The 14,842-nt window shown below is 69.2% G+C and carries 10 protein-coding genes; 3 read left to right on the plus strand and 7 right to left on the minus strand.

The window, feature by feature from the left end; translation table 11 throughout:
• Positions 1-559 precede the first annotated feature (559 nt).
• From ACAH41_RS00290 to ACAH41_RS00305, 4 genes are all read right to left on the minus strand, one after another.
• Entirely contained in the window at positions 560-1,462 is a 903-nt protein-coding gene (locus ACAH41_RS00290; RefSeq protein ID WP_370538112.1) for a ParB/RepB/Spo0J family partition protein, read from the minus strand.
• Positions 1,463-1,877: 415 nt separating this feature from the next.
• The gene (locus ACAH41_RS00295; RefSeq protein WP_370538113.1) at positions 1,878-2,462 is read right to left on the minus strand and encodes a recombinase family protein; all 585 of its coding nucleotides are present in this window, start codon (positions 2,460-2,462) and stop codon (positions 1,878-1,880) included.
• A gap of 163 nt (positions 2,463-2,625) precedes the next feature.
• Complete coding sequence (locus tag ACAH41_RS00300; RefSeq protein WP_325653283.1) at positions 2,626-3,735, minus strand: beta/gamma crystallin family protein; 1,110 nt, start codon at positions 3,733-3,735, stop codon at positions 2,626-2,628.
• Between the two features lie 122 nt (positions 3,736-3,857).
• Complete coding sequence (locus ACAH41_RS00305; protein WP_325653282.1) at positions 3,858-5,426, minus strand: methyl-accepting chemotaxis protein; 1,569 nt, start codon at positions 5,424-5,426, stop codon at positions 3,858-3,860.
• Between the two features lie 228 nt (positions 5,427-5,654).
• Here ACAH41_RS00305 and ACAH41_RS00310 point away from each other — a divergent pair, with 228 nt between their 5' ends.
• Positions 5,655-9,365: a patatin-like phospholipase family protein gene (locus ACAH41_RS00310; protein WP_325653280.1), complete on the plus strand. Its 3,711-nt coding sequence runs from the start codon at positions 5,655-5,657 to the stop codon at positions 9,363-9,365.
• Here ACAH41_RS00310 and ACAH41_RS00315 read toward each other — a convergent pair.
• Positions 9,359-9,922 carry a DNA-3-methyladenine glycosylase I gene (locus ACAH41_RS00315; RefSeq protein ID WP_325653278.1) on the minus strand — a complete coding sequence of 188 codons (564 nt, stop codon included), beginning with the start codon at positions 9,920-9,922 and terminating at the stop codon, positions 9,359-9,361. The two genes, ACAH41_RS00310 and ACAH41_RS00315, sit on opposite strands and share 7 nt — an antisense overlap.
• Entirely contained in the window at positions 9,919-10,731 is an 813-nt protein-coding gene (locus ACAH41_RS00320; RefSeq protein WP_325653276.1) for an SDR family NAD(P)-dependent oxidoreductase, read from the minus strand. Before ACAH41_RS00320 ends, ACAH41_RS00315 begins: the two co-directional genes overlap by 4 nt.
• Positions 10,732-10,952: 221 nt before the next feature.
• On the opposite strand from ACAH41_RS00320, the gene ACAH41_RS00325 reads away from it, so the two are divergent.
• Complete coding sequence (locus tag ACAH41_RS00325) at positions 10,953-11,879, plus strand: AraC family transcriptional regulator (RefSeq protein WP_325653274.1); 927 nt, start codon at positions 10,953-10,955, stop codon at positions 11,877-11,879.
• A 5-nt stretch (positions 11,880-11,884) separates the two neighbouring features.
• Here the strand turns inward: ACAH41_RS00325 and ACAH41_RS00330 are convergent, their stop codons facing one another.
• Positions 11,885-12,157, minus strand: a complete 273-nt coding sequence (locus ACAH41_RS00330) for a DUF4242 domain-containing protein (RefSeq protein WP_325653273.1) — start codon at positions 12,155-12,157, stop codon at positions 11,885-11,887.
• Positions 12,158-12,233: 76 nt separating this feature from the next.
• Here ACAH41_RS00330 and ACAH41_RS00335 point away from each other — a divergent pair, with 76 nt between their 5' ends.
• Complete coding sequence (locus ACAH41_RS00335; RefSeq protein ID WP_325653272.1) at positions 12,234-14,816, plus strand: winged helix-turn-helix domain-containing protein; 2,583 nt, start codon at positions 12,234-12,236, stop codon at positions 14,814-14,816.
• Positions 14,817-14,842: the final 26 nt, after the last annotated feature.

Consider the following 14,842-nt stretch of genomic DNA (forward strand, 5'->3'; position numbering starts at 1 on the left):
CATCTAGGGTCTTGCATTCCTGTTGGCTCGTCGCAGGAAGTTGGTTCCGGCGTCTTGCCGTGACGTATTCCGCGGGATTGAGGCTAGTTACCGGCCGTAGTGCAGTCGCAAGCCCCTCGGTTAGTTTCTCCCGCGAAACGTCAGCGCCTATTCGAGTGTGACCAGTGGATTTATCTAATCCTCTAGTCGGCGTCACGTCTACCTCAATGGCGTCGATGCACGGTTCGCTGCTGTAGCTGATGCTCCCGTTGATAGTGCATTTGTATACCGGCTGCCTGCCATCCGTGCCAGCTGCTGCGGACGCCATTGCCAGTAATCCAAAAATTGCCCCTGTTACCGTCTGTTGTGCTACTCGCAAGTTTGTGCTCCGTCCGCTGTGCTCAACGCGTCGCATTGTGCCGTGCCCACAGTAGCCTCCGTTATGGGGTAGGTGCAACACGTCAACATGACAAAGGGCCCAACGGCCCTTTTTCATTTGCCACCCGTCGCGATGATGTTTCGCAGGCGAAAGAAAAGGCCCCTTAGGGCCTTGCTCATGGATGCTGTAGAGTACTGCGCGTCATTCGGCGTCTTTGGTGAGCAGAGACAGTGCCGCTTGAATTTGATTCCACACCGTCTGATGCCCCGCCTTCTCCACGGCTGCGCGGTAGTGCTCGGCGATGTCGTGCGGCACCTTCAGCACGTCTTCCATTGCCGGGTTATACGTCACTTGCGCCGTCATCAAGTCTTGTTGCGCTGGCGTCTCCGTGGTCACCGTTTGACCTGGTTTGCGCGTGGTGACGGCTTCACTGCGGCCTGCTGCTGAAATTGCCGCCTCCGTGCGGTTCATTTCGGTACGCGTCAAGAGACCAGCTTCCGCGAGTTGATGCAAGCGTGGCAATTCCTTCGCAAGCCGTTCCTGATGCTTCTCGCTCGGGTCTTTCAGTAACTTGTCCAGCTTCAGCAGCGTTTCTAGGTCCTCGACCTTCCCCGTTTCCAGCCAGTCAGCCACAACGGGATGCACGTGGTTCGCCGTCACAGACAGGTGCTTGGACACCCACGGCGCAGACTTACCCAGGATCTTCGCAACCGTCGCGCCCTTGTTGTAGATCATCATGAGCGTGCGAACTGCGCGGGCCGTGTCGGCTAGCGTCATTTGCTCGCGCTGGATGTTCTCCGCGATCTCCATTTCATACGCCCTCGCCTCGTCGGTGTCGATGACAAGACACGGCACAGATGCCAGGTCGGCCGCTTTGCAGGCCATCACGCGGCGACGGCCGGCGACCACGATGTATTCGAAGCCGTTCACTTGTTCGGACACTTGTCGCACGATCACCGGTTGAAGCAGCCCATGATGCTTGATGCTTTCGGCTAGCTCGGCAATGCTGGCTTTGCTGTAGCCCTTGCCTCCCAATCGGACGTTGGACGTTACGTTGATGTCTGCGACGGGAATCGCGCGGATGATGGCTTGATGAGCGGTCATATCTGCACCTTTGAGGTTTCGGGTTGGAAGGAGCCAAAACGGACATCCTTCAGCGGAAACCTCTCTCGCTCCCCGCCCTTGGGGCGGGGCGGGGGGGTGGGGTCTAACGCAATGCATGCGGAAAGGGGCTTTCGCCCCCGTCTTGCAACATCCCCCGTCGTTCCCCCTCGTAGTACGACGGGGGCGACGGGGGATGTTGAGGGGGCGAAAGCACCTTGGCGACCAGGCCGGGACCTGCGGCAGGCGTGACACAAAGCGCAGCGACTGGCGCGGCTGCTGCATGACCCGGCCGGGTTCAACGTACAAACGCTGGCACTGGCACCCGCGAAAGGGATCGTTACCCGAATGGGCCAAGACCCTTTAGGGGCTTGGTGGCGAAGCCATAGAGCCCGGTCCCGAAGGGATTCGCCCGCCTTCATGGCTTTTTCTTCCTGACAGCAGGCGAATCGGGCTTATCTATTCGAAGCATCACGCGCTTTATGCTGCTGAGGTTGCAGCCGTACAAACGAGCTTGGGATGTCATTGACGCCCCCTCTTTGACTGCCCTGTACGCTTCGGCTTCCTGTGTCTCGGTCAATGCTCGCGGCCGGCCATTCCTGGCGCCCCGACGAATTGCCGCCTCCTGTCCGGCCATTGATCGTTCGCGGATCATGGCGCGTTCGAACTCGGCAAACGCGCCGAGAAGTTGCAGCGTCATGCGCCCGGCCGGCGTGCTGGTGTCGATGGGCTCGGTCAAGCTGCGGAAGCTCGCGCCGGCATCCTGTATGCGTGCGATGATGCCCAACAGGTCGAAGAGGGAGCGCGCCAGGCGGTCCACCTTGTAGACCAAAAGTGTTTGGCCGGGCGTGAGGGCGGAAAGTGCGGCGGCAAGCTGAGGCCGGCTTTTGACTGCGCTTCTCTTCTCCTCAAAGACAAGCGCGACGCCTGCTTTTGACAGGGCGTCGCGCTGAAGTGCGGTTTCTTGTTCGGTCGATGAGACTCGGGCGTATCCGATAAACATTGCGTTACTACGGGTCAGGGTTTGTTCTTATCGACCCCTCGTGCCCGCAGCTTTCGCAGCGAAATATGTGAATAAAACCGTCTGGCGAAAGTGACCGCTTCCGCCAGTCCTGCCAGCCGCTCCGCGGCCCGTTCAGCAGTCCTGGCGAAAGCATTCCCAGCCCTCAGAGCCGCGGTTCGCCGTCCTCGCTGATCGTCAGCGACGGGCCGGGTGGATTCGAGGTCTGCACGTGGTGTTCCACGCCTCGGTAGTAATAGGTCACGTCCCAGTAGTCCGGGCGGCCTTGCGGTGGGCTGCTGGCGCAGCGCTGCACCCCTTGGGTCGACACCACCGTCCCACCGCCTGCATTGGCGCCGACCACGGCGCCTGCAAAGGCCCCCACCGCGCCACTGCCGTGGCCGCCACCGATCTGGTGACCCAGGATGCCGCCGATCACGCCGCCCACCAGCGCACCAGCCGGATTGGGTTCACGCTGCACCACCCGTTCACGTTCGATCCAGCAGCGCTGCTGCTGCGGTCCGGTGTAAACGGCATGCACCGCGCTGACCGGCACTTCGACCAGGCGTTCCTGCGGGCGGCGGTGCCAGTCGTAGACCGGGACCGGCGCGGGCAGCGGCGCAGGTGACGGCGCGTAGCGCCACTCTTCGTAGTGCGCGGCAGGTCGCAGCCAGCGCATCGACGACACGCGGTCGTTCATGCCCATCGAGCCCAGGTCCGGGTAACGGCCGGGGCGCAGGATCATGCAGCGGCCACTGTATTCAGGGTGCTCGCAGACTTCCCAGGCGCCGCCGGCCACCGTCACCGAAGAGGCACGGTCATTGAAGCCGAAGCGGCGGAAGTCCGGGATGTCCTGCTCGGCGCTGAAGGAGCGGCCACGGAAGCCGTCATGCTCGAACAGCGTGACCTGCCCTTGCGCTTGGATGGGCGGCGGCGGGGGTGGGTCGTAACGACCCTCATCACGGCCAGCCTCGCGGGCCGAAGAGAGCTTGTTGCTCAGGTGGAATTCATGCAGCGACGGGTACTCGCCCGGCCGCAGCACCACGCAGCGCCCGCCGAAGTCGGCGTGTTCGCAGACTTCCCAGGGCTCACCGCGCACGATGATCGACGAGGCCTGGTCGTTGAAGCCGCGTCGCTCGAAGTTGTCGACCGGGTGGTGCAGCGTGACGGCGCGACCCTGGAAGTCGGCGTGCTCGAAGAAGGTGATCTCGGCCGAGGCGTGGCAGGCGGCCGCGGTGGCCAACACGGCCAGCGCCAGTTTGAAGAGGGGTTTCATCGGGCGAATGTCGTTGTGGAAAGCCGGACCAGCGTCAGCCGGCCCGGTCAGCACAACGCCTCGCCCGCCCTGTCTGATGACAAGGCCCTTCTCGCGGCTTCGTAAGCGGGTGTAGTCCCGGCTCAGGCCAGCGCCGGCTCGGCACCGTTCAGCCGGAAGCTGCGCACCAGGCCGGCCAGTCGGGCCGACTGCTCGCGCAGGCTCTCGGCCGCTGCGCTGCTCTGCTCGACCAGCGCGGCGTTCTGCTGGGTCACGTCGTCCAGTTGGCTGACGGCGTCGCCGATCTGGCCGATGCCGGTGCTCTGCTCGGTGCTGGCCGACGAGATCTCGCCGATCAGCCCGCTGACGCGCCGCACCTCGGCGACGATCACGTCCATCTCGCTGCCGGCCACCGCGACCTGGCGCGTGCCTGCCTCGACCCGCTCGACGCTGCGCTGGATCAGCGTCTTGATCTGCCTGGCCGCTTCGGCCGAGCGCTGCGCCAGCGTGCGCACCTCGCTGGCCACGACCGCAAAGCCCTTGCCCTGCTCGCCGGCCCGCGCGGCTTCGACCGCTGCATTCAGTGCCAGGATGTTGGTCTGGAAGGCAATGCCGTCGATCACGGAAAGGATGTCGGCCACCTCGCGCGAGGCCTGTGAGATGTCTGCCATGGTGCTGACCATCTGGCCAACCGCCTGGCCGCCGCGCAGCGCCGCGTCCACGCCACGCGCAGCCAGCTCGCTGGCCTGGCGCGCCGAATCGCTGCTGTTGCGCACCGAGCTGGTCAGCTGCTCCATCGAGGCCGCCGTCTGTTGCAGGTTGCTGGCCTGCTCCTCGGTGCGCTGGCTCAGGTCGGCAGAGCCGGTGGCGATCTCGGCCGAGCCGGTGGCGATGCTCTCGCTGCTGTCGCGCACCTGCGAGACCAGCCGCACCAGGCCTTCGTTCATGTCCTTCATCGCCTGCAGCAGCTCGCCGGTCTCGTCGCGCGAAGTCACCGCAATCTTCGAGCTCAGGTCGCCCGCGGCCACCGTGCGTGCCACGCCCACGGCCTGGCGCAGCGGCACCACCACCGAGCGGCGGATCAGGAAAGCCAGCATGCCCCCGCAGACTGCCGCCACCGCGGCCAGCACCAGCATCAGCACGCTGCTGGAGGCCGCATCGCCCCGGATCTCCGCTACCGCGTCGCGCATCTCCTGCTGCTGCATCGCGACCAGCTCGTCCACCGCCTTGAAGTAGGCCTGCTGCAGCGGCCGCACGTCCTTCAGCAGCATGCGCGTGGCCTCTTCGTCGTCGTTGGCCATGCCCAGCGCAATCGCCTCGTCCATCGCCACCTCATACGGCTTGAGCGCCGCCTGCACCGCGGCCAGCAGCGCATGGCCGCGATCGCTGTGCACCGAGGCATCGAGCAGCCGGGCCAGCTCGGCATTCTTGGCCCGCATCTCGCCGATGCGCTGCTTTTCCTTGGCCCGGCCTTCGGGCTCGGACATCAGCACGATGTTGCGCACACCGCGCGCCACCACGTTCATGTTGTCCTTGGTCTGCGAGAGCTGGTCGACCTTGACCAGGCGGTCGCTGGTCAGCCGCTCGACCGAGCGCTGGATTTCGGAGAGCTTCGCAAAGCCGACGCCGGCCATGCCGAGCGCAATGGCGATGACGACGCCAAACCCCAGGGACAGACGGGTCCCGATCTTCATGTTGCTGGTCATGCCCATGACTCGCTCCCTTGCGAATGCCGATTGATCCTGTGCTGTATCGGCAGCAAAGGCGCCAAGCTCAAGGACTGCCCGCGTCTCCGCGTGAACTGCCGCATGGGTCAGCGGGCGGCCACACGGTGCGAGGTGGCCGCTCGTTCCACTCGGAAGAGGGATTGCTGCGGCCGGAGGCGGCGCGCAGGCTGGCGCCAATGCCTGCAGGCGGCCAGGCCTGCCCTGGAGCCTTCTATGACGCCACCTGTTCCCGCCCGCGCCGAACCGCCTGAAACAGCGACGCAAGCAGCCTCGGCCGATGCCGCGACGGACGGCATGGCCGCGCTGGTCGCCGCACGCCGGGCCAAGCTGTCAGCCGAGCTGCGGGCCGGGCTGGACAGCGGCCGCTGGGGCCTGGCGCTGTCGGGCGGCGGCGTGCGCAGTGCCACCTTCTGCTTCGGGCTGCTGAAGGCGCTGGCCGGCAACGGCATCTTCCATCGCTTCGACCTGATGTCCACCGTCTCGGGCGGCGGCTACATCGGCGCGATGGTCGGCAAGCTGTTCCAGGAGGCGCGCAGCAGCGGCCAGGGTGCAGACAAGATCGAGCAGGCGCTGGCCGACGCCGACCGGCGCTGGTTCGCCTTCTGGCTGCGCGCCAACGGCCGCTACCTGATCCCGCGTGGCGGCCAGGACACGCTGTTCGCCGCGGCCAACTTCGGCCGCAACCTCGTCGGCGTGCACGTCGAGCTGGCCGTCATGAGCCTGCTGCTGGGCGGCCTGCTGGTCGGCTTCGACCTGGCCATCTGGGCCTGGGCCGACTGCATCTACGCCAGCCCCGGCTGCTGGCGGCCGCCTGGCGTCTCGGTGGACACGCTGGCCGTGCTGTCCAACTGGCCCACCTCCTGGCTACTGCTGCCGCCGCTGGTCTGGTGGGGCGCGGTGCTGTCCACCACCTACTGGATCCTGCCGGCCACTGCCGGCCGCTGCCTGCCGCGCTCGCGCTGGCTCACCGCGGCCGTCGGCCTCGGTCTTTGCCTGTGGCTGGTCTACCAGTGGCAAGGCGCACAGGGCGCCGACGGCGCTGCGGCGGAAGGCGACCTGCAGGTGCCGGCGCTGCTGATGCTGTGCGCTGGTGGCATGCTGCTGGCCTGGCCCGTCGGCACGCTGATGGCTTGGCGCCAGACCCGCGCCGCCACCAGCGAGCCCGACCGCTCGCGCAACCAGCTGACCAGCCGGCTCGCCGCCACGCTGCAGCTCGGCCTGGTGATCGCCGGGCTGGGCCTGGTGGACTACCTGGCCTGGACCCTGGCCAAGGTGACCGACTGGAACCAGGGCGCGGCCGGCACCGCCATCGCGCTGACGGTGGTGGTGCTGCGCGCGGTGCTGCCCAAGATCTCGGACCTGCCGCGCAGCCTCACGCCTGCGATGCGCGGCCGACTGATGGACCTGGCCAATGTGCTGGGCGCGCTGGCCGTGCTGGTGCTGCTGGTGTTCTGGATCAGCCTGCTGCACCGCAGCGCCACGCTCTCGCTGTTCCCGCTGAACCGCAGCTCGCAGCTGCTGCAGTACCGGCTGAGCTGGGAGTGGCTGGCCATCGGCGTGCTGCCGCCGCTGGGCATGCTGCTGGTCTCGGCGCACAACCGCGAGTTCCTGAATCGCTCCTCGCTGTTCGCCTTCTACCGCGCACGGCTGGTGCGCAGCTACCTGGGTGCTGCCAACGTGCAGCGCTTCACGCCCGGCACCCCCGCCGCCACCGCGCCCTATCCGCGCCAGCTCTCGGCGCAAGACCTGCAGGTCGCCATTGCCGAAGTGCACCCGGCCGACGACGTGTCCATGGCCGACTACCAGCCGCACCTGGCCGGCGGGCCTGTGCACCTGATCAACGTCTGCCTGAACCAGACCCGCGTGCCGCGTGGCGGCCTGTTCAACCAGGACCGCAAGGGCCTGCCGATGAGCGTGGGCCCGCAGGGCCAGGTGCGCGTGGGGCCGGGCGACTGGCGCAGCGTGGCCGCGCCCGGCTGCCTCAGCCTGGGCAGCTGGACCGCCATTTCCGGCGCCGCGGTGGCACCCGGCCTGGGCGCCAGCACCCGCTCAGGCCTGGCCGCGCTGCTCACGCTGGCCGGCGTGCGCCTGGGCCACTGGTGGGACAGCAGCCCGGTGCAGCGCGGCGCTGGCGAGCCGCTGCCGCCCATCACCGGCAAGTACGGCCAGCTGCTTGCCGAGCTGCGCGGCCGCTTTGATGGCGACCTGCGCCGCGACTGGTTCCTCAGCGACGGCGGCCACTTCGAGAACACCGGCGCCTACGCCCTGCTGCGCGAGGAATGCCGGCTCATCGTGCTGGCCGACTGCGCAGCCGACCCGCGCTACGCCTTCGGTGACCTGGAAAACCTGGTGCGCAAGGCCCGCATCGACCTGCAGGCCAACATCGTCTTCCTGAAGCCGCGCCTGCAGCAATCCGCCGCACCGCCCCCGCCGCCCGAAGCCGCCGATTGCCCACCCTGCGAACCGCCGATGACCCAGGTCCCAACCGCCTTCGGCTCGCTCAACGACCTGGCCTCCGCGGACAGCCAGGCCTGCCTGGCGCTGGCCCAGGTGCACTACCGGCGCAGCGGCAAGACTGGCCACTTGGTCATCGTCAAGCCCAACATGTGCGACGGCCTGCCGGTCGACCTGGTCAACTTCAAGGCCGACAACCCGCTGTTCCCGCAGGAGCCGACGACCGACCAGTTCTTCAGCGAAGCCCAGTGGGAAAGCTACTTCCAGCTGGGCGACGCACTGGGCGGCCAGCTGACCCACAGCTTCATCTGCCACCTCTGCCACCATGCCGGCGATTGGTTCGAGCCGGACGACGGCAGCATCGCCGTGGCCGACACCTCGGGCGAGAAGCACAGCCAGACCGCCCCCAAGCGCCTGCCCTCGCGCATTGCCGCCACCGGCGCCGTCACCGCGTCCATCAGCCTGGGCGCGATGGCCACGCTGGGGGCCACCGGCTGGCAGGCGATCAACGAGCAGCTGGACAAGGTGCACAAGGCCCGCAGCGTCGATCCGGTGGTGCTGAAGGAACTCACCGACCTCTACGGCCACCTGGCCCCCGGCCCCGGCCTGCACCCGGCGGACACCGGGCTGGGCGAGATCGCCACCGCGCTGCTGCGCATCAGCGATGCCTCGTGCAACGACAGCAACAGCCAGGCCTTCCACCAATCGCGGCTGTTGCAGACCATCCTGACCAGCACCCGGGACAGCTGCAAGGCCTCGTCCCCTCGCCACCCATCCTGCGAGCTGCTGCTGAACCGCGACCAGAACCTCTCGTGCCTGCTCGACGACGCCACGCCGGTCTGCCTGCCGCAGTACTGGATCCGCGACTACGGCGCCTCGGCCGGAGACCGCGTCAACTGTCCGCCGGTTGCCCCGAAGCTGGTCACCGCGGCCCTGCCGCCGCCCCCGCCGCCGGAGCCCGCCCCCACGGCGCCACCACCGCCACCAGACCTGCCAGTGATCGTTGGCTCAAGCCCCGACGGCCCGGCCAGCGAAACCCTGCCGCCCCCCCCTCCGCCGCCGCCCCCACCGCAGCCGGGCAAGAAGGTCGAGCGACCGCCGTCGCAGCTGTGCGCCGGCAAGACGGTGTACGTGCAGATCTTCGGGCCCGAGCAGCGCGACAGCGTGGCGGCACTGCGCGAGCAGTGGCAGCTGCTGGGCGCCAAGGTGCCGGCGGTGGAAGACGTGTGGGACAGCGCGCGGCGCAACGGCCGACACGCGCCCAAGGCCGCGGCCATCAACCGCCTGGTGGTGCATGACTACCAGGCACCGGACTGGGACGCCTGCGCCAAGCTGCTGACCAGCCGCGTGAAGGTCGAAGGCAGCTGGACCATCCAGCCGCTGCCCTCGCGCCTCACGCCCACGCCGGGCGTGATCGAGGTCTGGCTGGCGCCACCTGCCGCCACGGCGCAGGCGCCCGCGGGCTATTGAACGCGCCGGAAGCAGGCGTGGTCATGGTCGTTCACCATGCCCATCGCCTGCATCCACGCATAGACGATGACAGGGCCGACGAACTTGAAGCCGCGCTGCTTCAGCGCCTTGGAGATCTGCTGCGAAAGCGCTGTTTCCGTGGGCCGCTGGTGGCCGTCGCCCATCAGCACACGGCCATCGGTGAAGCCCCAGCAGAACTCGCTGAAGGACTCGCCGCGTTCGGCCATCTCGCAGTAGATCTGCGCGCCCTTGATGGTCGCCGCGATCTTGGCGCGCGAGCGGATGATGCCGGCGTCGCCCAGCAGCCGCGCCACGTCGGCCTCGCCGAAGCGGGCCACTTTTTCGGGCTGGAAGCCGGCAAACCCGGCCCGCAGCGCCTCGCGCTTGCGCAGCACGGTGATCCACGCGAGGCCCGCCTGGAAGCCGTCCAGCATCAGCTTTTCCCACAGCGCGCGGCTGTCATGCTCGGGCACGCCCCATTCGGTGTCGTGGTAGGCCTGCATCAAGGGGTCGCTGCCGGCCCAGGCGCAGCGGGTGGGCGGGGTGGAAACAGTCATGGGCTGGAGTGTCGCGCAGCCGGCCGGCGGCGAGTGCGCGGCGCGGGGAGTGGCGGCAGCTCGTCCAGCGCGGCGCCGGCCAGTGCGAACTGCAGGGCCTGGCGGGCCACGGCGTCGCTGGCAGCGTGTGGTTCCCAGGTCAGCTCGCCATCGGCCTCCGCTGGCAGCGGCAGGTCCGGCGCCGGCACGATGGCATTGACGCGGATGCCGCGCCCGGCCAGCTCATGCGCCAGGCCACGCGTGAGCTGCGCCAGTGCGCCCTGCGTGGCGGCATGGGCACTGGCCGGCACGCCGCCAGGGGCAGGCTCGGGCGCGGCGATGTTCATGATGCAGCCGCCCTCCGGGCCGAAGTGCTTCAGTGCCTCCTGCACCACCCGCAGCGCGCCAAACACATTGACCTCGAACAACTGGCGGATCTCGGCCTCGCTGATCTGCTCGATCGGCACGCTGCGCCGGATCGCCGCATGGTTGACCACCAGGTCCGGCCGGCCAAAAGCCGCGCGGGTCTCGATCAACAGGCGGCGCACGTCATCGGGCCTGGCCAGGTCGGCCGGCACCGCGAAGGCGCGGCCACCCTGGGCGGCGATGTCGGCCACCACGCGCTGCGCGGCGGCGCGGTCGGTCGCGTAGTGCACCACCACCGCCGCACCCTCGGCGCCAAAGGCGCGGGCAATGGCCGCGCCGCTGCCACGGGTGGCGCCGGTCACCAGTGCCACACGCCCGCGCAGCCGCTGGCCGGGCGGGCGCGGCAGCGCCAGGGCGGGGCGGCGGGCAGGTGAAGGCGGCGGGGCAAGCGTGGCAAGCGGCATCGTGGGCAAGGGCGTGGGGGCGTCTGAAAGGGGCTGGCCAAAGCGAGTTCGGCCGCAAGCGTGAAGGCCTGCATGATCCGGCGCCGCCGCCAGCACGCGGTAGCTTGTTCCTGCGAGTGTCTTGCCCGATCCTGCAAACCAAGCCGGACGCTACTGCTTCGCCCGCGGTGCTGCGGCAAGATGAGAACCTGCCCATACCGCTGTCCCGCCAAGCCTTTTGCATGCCCTCGATTGACGCCCAATATGCCGAGCTGACCGAACGCCTTGCCCGTTTCACCGAGCAGGCGGGCGAGGAAGGCCCTTGCGAAACCCAGATCGAAGGCTTCAGCTGCCACCGCCGCACCGCAGGCGCGGCCACGTCCTTCGGTGCCCAGTGGCCGTGTTTCGGCATGGTGTTGCAAGGCCGCAAGAGCCTGACCGTGGGCAACGAGGTCTACCACTACGGCGTGGGCGACTACCTGCTGATGTCGGTCGACCTGCCGGTCGTTTCGCGCATCCTCGAAGCCAGCCCCGAGCGACCGCACCTGGGGCTGGGCATGGCCATTCCGGCGGACCGCCTGCAAGCCCTGCTGCGCCGCCTGCCGCCCGCCACGCTCACGCCTGCGCAGGGGGCGCCGCGCGGCGTGGCCGTGCACAAGGCCTGCCCGGCGCTGCTGGAGGCCACGCTGCGGCTGATGCGGCTGCTGGACACGCCGCGCGACATCCCGGCGCTGGCGCCGCTGCTGCAGGAAGAGATCCTGTACCGCCTGCTGGTCGGCCCGGCGGGCGGCCGGCTGCTGCACATGGCACTGGCCGAAACCCCCGGCAACAAGGTGGCCCGCGCGGCCGCCTGGCTGCGCGAGCACCACGCCGAAGCGCTGAGCATGGACGCACTGGCCGCCCGCGTGGGCATGAGCGTGTCCTCGCTGCACCACCAGTTCAAGGCGGTGACCAACCTGTCGCCGCTGCAGTACCAGAAGCAGCTGCGGCTGCACGAGGCGCGCCGGCTGATGCTGCTGGAGCAGGTCACCGCCGCCAACGCCGGCCACCGCGTGGGCTACCAGAGCCCGTCGCAGTTCAGCCGCGAATACAGCCGGCTCTATGGCCGGTCGCCGCAGCGCGACGTGGATGCGCTGCGCGAGGACGTGCCCTCACCCGTGGAGGCGTGAGGGACTCACTCGGCCGTGGCCGGGTCGATCACCGTGCGCACTTCCGAAACCTTGTTGGCCGGGAAGCCGCCGAGTTCGGCGTGCTGGCGGACCGTGGCCGCGTCGGGCGCCTGGTAGATGCAGTAGATGCGGTCGTCGGTCACGTAGCTGTGGATCCACTGGATGCCGGGGCCCATGCCGTGCAGCACGCTGCATGACTTCTGGGAGATGGCCTTGAGGTCCTGCGGTGTAAGCTGGCCGGCACCGGGAATGTCTCTTTCGATCACGAATTTGGGCATGTTGGCCTCCTGTTGAACAAGGCCTCCATGCTGCGGCGCCGGCCGCGCCCGGTCCTGAAGCGACGATGAAATCGTGATGAATTCAAGGTCAGACCCCGAAGTTTCAGCCCCGCCCGCCTGCCACCGCTTCGACGACTTCGAGCTGTGGCCGGCCGAGCGCCAGTTGCTGCGCCAGGGCGAGCCGGTGGCGCTCACGGCGCGCGCCTTTGGCGTGCTGGTGGCACTGGTCGAACGCGCCGGCCAGCTGGTCTCGAAGGACGAGCTGATGCAGCGCGTGTGGGCCGGCCTGATCGTCGAGGACAACAACATTGCCGTGCATGTGGCGCAGCTGCGCAAGGCGCTGGGGCCACGTGCCATCGCCACCATCGCTGGTTGCGGCTACCGCTTTGCGCTGCCGGTGCAGGCCGGCGCGCTGGCAGCGCCGAAACTGCCCGCCACCCGCCCGCCGTCGGACGAATTGCCCGGCAACCTGCCAGCCCGGCCCGCGCCGCTGATCGGCCGCGAGGCGGAGCTGCTGGACCTGTTGGCGCTTCTGGCCACGCAACCGTTGATCACGGTGTGCGGCGAAGCCGGCGTGGGCAAGACGCATCTGGCGATGACGGCTGCGGTGCAGCGCCAGCCGCAGCAGCGCGACGGCGCCTGGTGGGTGGACCTGGCGCCGCTGTCCGACCCGGCCCAGCTCGCGCCCACCATCGCGCGCACGCTGGGCTTCAAGCCGGCCGAAGGCGAGGACCCGCTGGCCGCCTTGGCGCGCCGGCTGCGCCCGGTGCAGATGCTGCTGGTGCTGGACAACGCCGAGCACCTGGCCGAGGCCGTCAGCGCACTGGCGGCGGCGCTGGTGGCAGCCACGCGCGCGCTGTCGCTGCTGGTCACCAGCCAGGTGCCGCTGCGCGCGCCCAGCGAGCAGCTGTTCCGCCTGGCGCCGCTGGCGCTGCCGCCCGAAGGCTGCAGCGCCGCGCAGGCGCGCAGCAGCGGTGCAATGCAGCTGCTGGCCGCACGCGCCGGCAGCGCCGGTCGCCCATTGGCCTGGACCCACAGCCACACCAGCGCGGCCAGCGACGCCGAGGTGCAGCTCGCCGCGCAGGTCTGCCGAGAACTGGACGGCAACGCGCTGGCCATCGAACTCGCAGCGGCCCGCCTGCCGGCCCTGGGCCTGGCCGGGCTGGCCGGCCGGCTGCACCAGCGCCTGGGCCTGCTCGGGCCGGGCGCCGCCACACCCCGCTCGCGCCGCAATGCGCTGGACGCTGCGCTGGACTGGAGCCACGGCCTGCTGAGCGAGACCGAACAGCAGGTCTTCCGCCGCCTCGCGGTCTTCCCCGGCGCCTTCGAGCTGGACACCGCCGCGCTGTGCCTGGCCGATGCGCAGCTGCCGCCCGAGCGCGTGGTCGAAGCCATCCTGGACCTGGTGGACCGCTCGCTGGTGGGCCTGGACCGCGCGCACGCGCCGCGCTACCGGCTGCTCGAAACCACGAGGCTCTACGCCCAGGCGCGCCTGGCCGCCGACCCGCAGGCCGACGAGGCTCGGCGCGGCTTCGCCCGCGGCCTGAGCCAGGTGCTGGCCGTCGCCTACGACGCGCACTGGGGCGACCCGCCCAAGGCCTGGCGCGAGCGCTGGCTGCCCGAAATCGACAACCTGCGCGCCGCACTGGACGAGGCCACGGCCAACGACGCCGAAACCGCCGCCGCGCTGTTCGCCAACGCTTGGCCGTTGTGGGAGGCGCTGTCGCTGCTGTCCGAGGGCCGGCAGCGCAGCGAACAGCTGCTGCCGCTGCTGGACGACACCTGGCCCGCGGCGCTGCGCGCCCGCTTCTGGGAAAGCGTGGTGCACTGCCACACGGTCGAATACCCGCAGCGCACGCGCGAGGCGGCCACCAAAGCCGCCGCGCTTTACCGGCAACTGGGCGATGCACGCGGCGAGTACCTGGCCTGCGTGGACCTGGCCTTCAACTGGCGGGTGGACCACCCAGAAGCCCGCGCCGCTTTGGCGCGCGCCAAGGCGCTGGAGCAGCCCGCCTGGCCTGCGCGGCTGCAGGCGCGCCGGCGCATCACCGAAGCCACGCTGGCCACCGACAGTGGCGACTTCACGCTGGCCCGCGAGCTGTTCGCCTCGGTGGTGGCGCTGCGCGAGCGCGATGGGGACGATGGTGACGCACTGACCCGCGCGGTGGCCAACCTGGCCGACCTGGAACGCGCCGCCGGCCGGCTCGACGAAGCTGTGCGCCTGGCCGACCAGTTCCTGCCGCGCCTGCGCGCCCGCCAGCCCTCGCTGGACGACTTCAACCTGCTGGGCAACCTGCTGGGCGTTCTGCTGGCACAGGACAACGTGGCACGCGCCCGCGAGGTCGTCGCCGAATGCAAACACCGCATGCGCCACTTCGCCGAAGACAGCTGCATGTGGTGCACGCTGGACGCGTTTGCGCTGCTGCACGCGCTGGACGGCCGGACCCGCATCGCCGCCCAACTGGCTGGTGCCGCCGACAGGGCATACCACGACCACGGCCAGGAGAAACGCCAGCCCAACGAGGCCGCAGACCGGGCCCGGCTGGACCTGGTGCTGGCCAGCCAGGCAGACCAAGCCCAGCGCAAAGCCTGGCGCGCCGAAGGCGAGGTCATGGCGACAGGCGACGCACTGCAGTTGGCGTTCACCAGCGCGGACTGAAGCCCTCGCCGGCCTCACGGTCCGGC

Origin of the sequence: Ideonella sp. (genome assembly GCF_041287625.1) — a bacterium.
GTDB lineage: Bacteria > Pseudomonadota > Gammaproteobacteria > Burkholderiales > Burkholderiaceae_C > Ideonella.

Bases quoted from the DNA above. Each gene is read 5' to 3' on its own strand.
- ACAH41_RS00290 (WP_370538112.1), bottom strand. From the start codon at position 1,462: ATGACCGCTCATCAAGCCATCATCCGCGCGATTCCCGTCGCAGACATC.
- ACAH41_RS00295 (WP_370538113.1), bottom strand. From the start codon at position 2,462: ATGTTTATCGGATACGCCCGAGTCTCATCGACCGAACAAGAAACCGCA.
- ACAH41_RS00300 (WP_325653283.1), bottom strand. From the start codon at position 3,735: ATGAAACCCCTCTTCAAACTGGCGCTGGCCGTGTTGGCCACCGCGGCC.
- ACAH41_RS00305 (WP_325653282.1), bottom strand. From the start codon at position 5,426: ATGGGCATGACCAGCAACATGAAGATCGGGACCCGTCTGTCCCTGGGG.
- ACAH41_RS00310 (WP_325653280.1), top strand. From the start codon at position 5,655: ATGACGCCACCTGTTCCCGCCCGCGCCGAACCGCCTGAAACAGCGACG.
- ACAH41_RS00315 (WP_325653278.1), bottom strand. From the start codon at position 9,922: ATGACTGTTTCCACCCCGCCCACCCGCTGCGCCTGGGCCGGCAGCGAC.
- ACAH41_RS00320 (WP_325653276.1), bottom strand. From the start codon at position 10,731: ATGCCGCTTGCCACGCTTGCCCCGCCGCCTTCACCTGCCCGCCGCCCC.
- ACAH41_RS00325 (WP_325653274.1), top strand. From the start codon at position 10,953: ATGCCCTCGATTGACGCCCAATATGCCGAGCTGACCGAACGCCTTGCC.
- ACAH41_RS00330 (WP_325653273.1), bottom strand. From the start codon at position 12,157: ATGCCCAAATTCGTGATCGAAAGAGACATTCCCGGTGCCGGCCAGCTT.
- ACAH41_RS00335 (WP_325653272.1), top strand. From the start codon at position 12,234: ATGAATTCAAGGTCAGACCCCGAAGTTTCAGCCCCGCCCGCCTGCCAC.